The following is a 4,376-nucleotide window of genomic DNA, read 5'->3' on the forward strand; positions in this document are numbered from 1 at the left end:
GATCTCGACGGTCAGCCCCTTGCGGCTGGTCAGGATGTCGCCGGGGCGGAAACTGTCGCCGCCGACCGAGTTCTCCACCGCCGGGACCAGCACGCGCAGGCGCAGCTTCGCGCCGGTCGCCATGATCATATGGGCCAGGCCCAGAACGGTGGCCGAGCCGCCCATATCCTTCTTCATCAGCCCCATCGAAGCGCCGGGCTTGAGGTTCAGCCCGCCGGTGTCGAAGCACACGCCCTTGCCGACCAGCGTCAGCGCCGGTCCTTCGCTGCCCCAGCTCAGCTCGATCAGCCGCGGCGTGCGCGGGGAGGCGCGGCCCACCGCGTGGATCATCGGGAAGTTCTGCGTCAGAAGATCGTCGCCCTTGATCACCTTGGCCTCTGCGCCATGACGCTCGGCGAGCAGTCGAGCTGCGCCCTCCAGTTCGTCCGGCCCCATATCGGAAGCGGGGGTGTTGATCAGGTCACGCGTGAAGGCCTCGCCCTCGGCCACGGCTTCGATCTGCGCCGCGTCCAAGCCCTCCGGGCAGATCAGCCGCGCTTTCGGCGGCGCGGCTTCGGCATAGCGGCCGAACCGATAGCCCGCGAGCAACCAGCCGAGCGCCGTTTCCGCCTTCAACTCTTCAGACAGATCTCCCTCGATCCGCCATGCACCTTCGGGCAGGGCCGAGGCCGCGCGCGTGAGCGAGAACCGCTCGCGCGCCCGGGCAGCGGAGGTCCCGAGACCCAGCAGCGCCGCCTCCGCACCGTCCGACCCGGGAAGAAGCGCGACTTGCCCGGCGCTCGCCTTGAACCCCGTGGCCTCGACGAAGGCGCGCTGTGCGGGGGGCAGATCGGCGAGCGCCTGCTCCAACCCCTCGGGCGCGACGGCGATCAGCGCGCGCGCGGGCGCGTCGGCCTCGGCGAAGCGCATCGCGGGGCGCGGGGCGAGAAAGGAAAACTCGGCGGGGACATCGGGGGTCTTGTCTGCGCTCATGGGGGGCGGCTCCTTGGCTCTGGTGGTTGCTTTCGTCCCAGAGCCTAGCGCCGCCGTGCCTGCCCGCAAGGGCTGATCGCTCACGCCTCAGGAAGACAGGTTGCCGATATCCCAGACCTCGGTGAGCGAGCGTTCCGCGATCCGGCCCAGCCGCGCCATCACCGCCGCCTGCGCCACCGCATCGCCGCCCGAGATACACTCCAGAAGGTCGCGCGCCGTGCTGACCATCGACACCAGCCCGACCTGTTCGGCAAGCTCCATCACTTCGACGATTGCGCGGCGCAGCTTGCCGCATTGGCCCGATTTCGTGGCCTCTTCCAGCGCGCTGAGATGGAAGGCGAGATCTTCGACCGTGGCGCAGATCACCCGCTCCGCCGCGTCCTGTCCCAGCTCCGCATAGAGCACCACCAGCCGCGCCGTATCCAGCGACATCTTTTCCTTGCAGCGCAAGCGAGACACCTGTGTCACCCCGACACCCCCTTTGATTTCACCATCGCCCGGGCGGTAACGTGATCGAGAGGTCTCAAGATTTCGTTGAGCGATACGGAAAATCTTCTCGAAACCGGGCGCGCAACGCGCTATTTGACGCAGCGATAAGACGCCAGAAACCAGACGAGGGATCGATGAGAGAGCATGTGAAACCGCTGCCCAGCTACCTTGTGAGCCGTTATCAAGGATGGCACGCCACCACTTATAACGAGAACCGCGCCTGGTATCGCCGTCTCGCCTCCGAAGGGCAGCGCCCGCGTTCGATGATCATCGCCTGCTGCGACAGCCGCGTGCATGTGACCTCGATGTTCGGCGCCGATCAGGGCGAGTTCTTCATTCACCGCAACATCGCGAACCTCGTGCCGGAATTCACGCCCGATGGCGATCACCACGGCACCTCGGCGGCGGTCGAATATGCCGTGACCAGCCTGAAGGTCGCGCATCTGATCGTGCTCGGTCACTCCAATTGCGGCGGTGTCGCGGGCTGCCACGCGATGTGCTCGGGCCATGCGCCGGAGCTGGAGGAGAAAAGCTCCTTCGTCGGCACCTGGCTGAACCTGCTGCGCCCGGGCTACGAGCGCGTGACCGACCTGCCCGAGGATCAGCAGGTGCTGGCGCTCGAGCGCGAGGCGGTGAAAGTCAGCCTCGAGAACCTGATGACCTTCCCCTTCGTGCGCGAGGCGCTTGATGCGGACCGGATGACGCTGCACGGGCTGCGCCATGACATTGGCGAAGGCGTGCTCGAACAGTATGACGCCGACACGGATCGGTTCGAGACGTTCTGAGGCCTTGCCATTTCCGTTGGCCCCTGCGCGGGGCCGACGGCTCCGCTGCGGCGGAAATCCGACTGGTGTTCACGGGCTGTTAAGCTTGATGCGCGAGGCTGGGGGGACCCCGCCAATGCGAACGAGCTTCGACCCGCCATGTCACAATCTGCATCCCGCTCTCATTCTCAGCACCGCCTTGTCTCTCTGCGCCTGCCGCTCGATCTGATCGACCGCATCGCGGCGGAAGCGCGTGCGTTCGGTCTGCCCCCGGCGGAGCTGATCCGGCGCGTGTTGCAGGACGGTCTGGCGGAGGAGGCCGCGCCCGAAGCGCCTGCAGCGAAAGCGCCGCTGCCGGAAATGCACGCGGTGCAGGAGGCGCTGGATCAGGCGCGCGACTGGTTCGATCTGCAACATCGGCTGCGGGGGGAGGGCTTCGTTCTGCGGCTCGCGGGCGGCGGGGCCTTGGGGCTGCACGCATGGCCCACCAACCGCTTCCTGATGCTGCTCGACGAGATCGGGCCGGGCCTGACGGAGCTTGTGCTGCGGTTCGGCGCGCCGTTTCCGGGCGACGATGGCGGGCGCACCAAGATCGTAGGAGCAACGGCGGGGCAGGGCGCGACCGTGGCGGAGGGCGCGTCGGCACGGGCGGCTGCTGCCGAATATGCCGCGGCTCAGGCCGCGCAGGCGGTGGAGCCGCAAGCCGCGCCGGACGAGAAGACGCCCGAGGCGACTGAAAAGACCGGCGGTGCAGAGGCACAGCCCCCCGAGGCGGCGAAGGCCGAGCCCCCCGCGCGCGGGTTCCTGCGCCTCTCGCCAGCTCTGCTCGCGAAGCTGCGCGCTGCGGCCGATCCGCGAAACGCGGCCTGATCACGCGGGCCTTCGCCGCGCGGGGCTGTTCGCGCAGCCTTGCCTTAGCGCAGCACCTGATCGGTGGGCCAGCTGAGCGTCGTCTCGGTGCGGATCGTCTTGGTCTCGCCCGCGCCCAGATCGAAGCGCCATGCGAGCACGCCGCGGCGATGATCGTAATCGCTCTCGCTCGCGGGCGGGGTCGCCTTGGTCGTGATCTTCAGGTCTTCCTGTTCGGAATAGGGCACCCGGTCGATCACCCGCATCGGCCAGCCTTTGTCGGTGAGGTTCTTCACCTCGATCTCGACCACCTCGCGGCGCTCATTGGATTTCGAGATGAAGCCGCTATCGCCCTCCATCGTGTCGGGCATGCGGCGGTCCACGCGGATGCCTTCGATCGTCCCGAAGCCAAGCGTCAGATCGTCGCCCGCCGCGACCATCGGCAGATGCGACTGACCCACGAGAGCCCCATCGGCATAGAGGTTCGCGGGGCCGGGCAACAGGATTTCTCCGGTGTCGTTCTTGCCCTCGGCCACGCGATAGGCCTGCGGATCGGTCAGCGGCGCGGCCTCGGCGAAGACCTCCATCGGCAGGGTCTTGGAATCGAGGCTCAGGCGCAGATCGTCCACCCCGTCGCGCAGGTCCACGGCGCTCGGGTAATGATAGGTCACCGTCTCGCCTTGCATCTGCAGATCGGCGCGGTCGCTGATCGCCGCCTCCATCATCGGGGCAGAGGCAGCGCCATCGGACGCGGCGAGGGAACGCTTCATCGGCACTGGCGTGGGCGGCGCATCGGGATCACCGATCCGGGCGAGGCGGGGATAGACCTCGCCGGGCTCCGCCCGCCCGCCGGGACGTGCCGTCGAGAGAGTCAGATCGACGCCGCGCCAATCTTCGCCGGTGGCCTGATGGACCGAGACGAACCGCTCCATGTCCACCGCGCTCTTGTCGCGGTCGAGCCGCAGATCATAGGAGGGCTGCCAGCCCGCGTTCTGGACGTAGGAGGTGATCGTCAGCGTGCCCGAGCCCTGAACCTTGGCGCTCAGCACGTCGTGATCCTCTGCCGGGTTCAGCAGCGCATCGAGCGCAGCCTGTGCCTGCTTCACCGCCTCCTTCGCGGGGTCGAGCGCGGCTTCGGCGCGGCGGGCTTCGTCGTCACGTCCGACGCCGCGCAGATGCAGGCGGCGAGGGGCACCTTCGACGTGATCCTCAACACGGCGAGCGGCCGCGCACCGCTCGACCCTTACTTTGAGCTGCTGAAGCCGCTGGGCCGCCTCGTCTGCGTCTCATTACCCGACAAGG

The 4,376-nt window shown here is 67.9% G+C and carries 5 protein-coding genes and 1 pseudogene; 3 read left to right on the top strand and 3 right to left on the bottom strand.

Annotation, left to right across the window (positions count from 1 at the left end; all coding sequences use genetic code 11):
- Both B3D39_RS11285 and B3D39_RS11290 read right to left on the bottom strand, forming a co-directional pair.
- On the bottom strand, nucleotides 1–972 hold a 972-nt coding region (locus B3D39_RS11285; RefSeq protein ID WP_286789691.1), incomplete at its 3' end, for a leucyl aminopeptidase family protein.
- 87 nt (nucleotides 973–1,059) lie between these two features.
- The gene (locus B3D39_RS11290; RefSeq protein WP_274962950.1) at nucleotides 1,060–1,404 is read right to left on the bottom strand and encodes a hypothetical protein; all 345 of its coding nucleotides are present in this window, start codon (nucleotides 1,402–1,404) and stop codon (nucleotides 1,060–1,062) included.
- 191 nt (nucleotides 1,405–1,595) lie between these two features.
- Here B3D39_RS11290 and B3D39_RS11295 point away from each other — a divergent pair, with 191 nt between their 5' ends.
- Both B3D39_RS11295 and B3D39_RS11300 read left to right on the top strand, forming a co-directional pair.
- Entirely contained in the window at nucleotides 1,596–2,246 is a 651-nt protein-coding gene (locus B3D39_RS11295) for a carbonic anhydrase (protein WP_098411567.1), read from the top strand.
- 138 nt (nucleotides 2,247–2,384) lie between these two features.
- Nucleotides 2,385–3,095 (top strand): hypothetical protein, encoded by a 711-nt coding sequence (locus B3D39_RS11300; RefSeq protein ID WP_274962951.1) that lies wholly within the window; start codon nucleotides 2,385–2,387, stop codon nucleotides 3,093–3,095.
- A gap of 44 nt (nucleotides 3,096–3,139) precedes the next feature.
- Here B3D39_RS11300 and B3D39_RS11305 read toward each other — a convergent pair whose 3' ends face one another.
- Complete coding sequence (locus tag B3D39_RS11305; RefSeq protein ID WP_286789692.1) at nucleotides 3,140–4,180, bottom strand: DUF4139 domain-containing protein; 1,041 nt, start codon at nucleotides 4,178–4,180, stop codon at nucleotides 3,140–3,142.
- Between B3D39_RS11305 and B3D39_RS11310 the strand changes: the two are divergent.
- Nucleotides 4,127–4,376: pseudogene (locus tag B3D39_RS11310) on the top strand (hypothetical protein); the annotation flags it as partial. The gene B3D39_RS11305 and the pseudogene B3D39_RS11310 overlap by 54 nt on opposite strands.

Source organism: Thioclava sp. UBA3469, from assembly GCF_002378135.1.
Lineage (GTDB): Bacteria > Pseudomonadota > Alphaproteobacteria > Rhodobacterales > Rhodobacteraceae > Thioclava > Thioclava sediminum.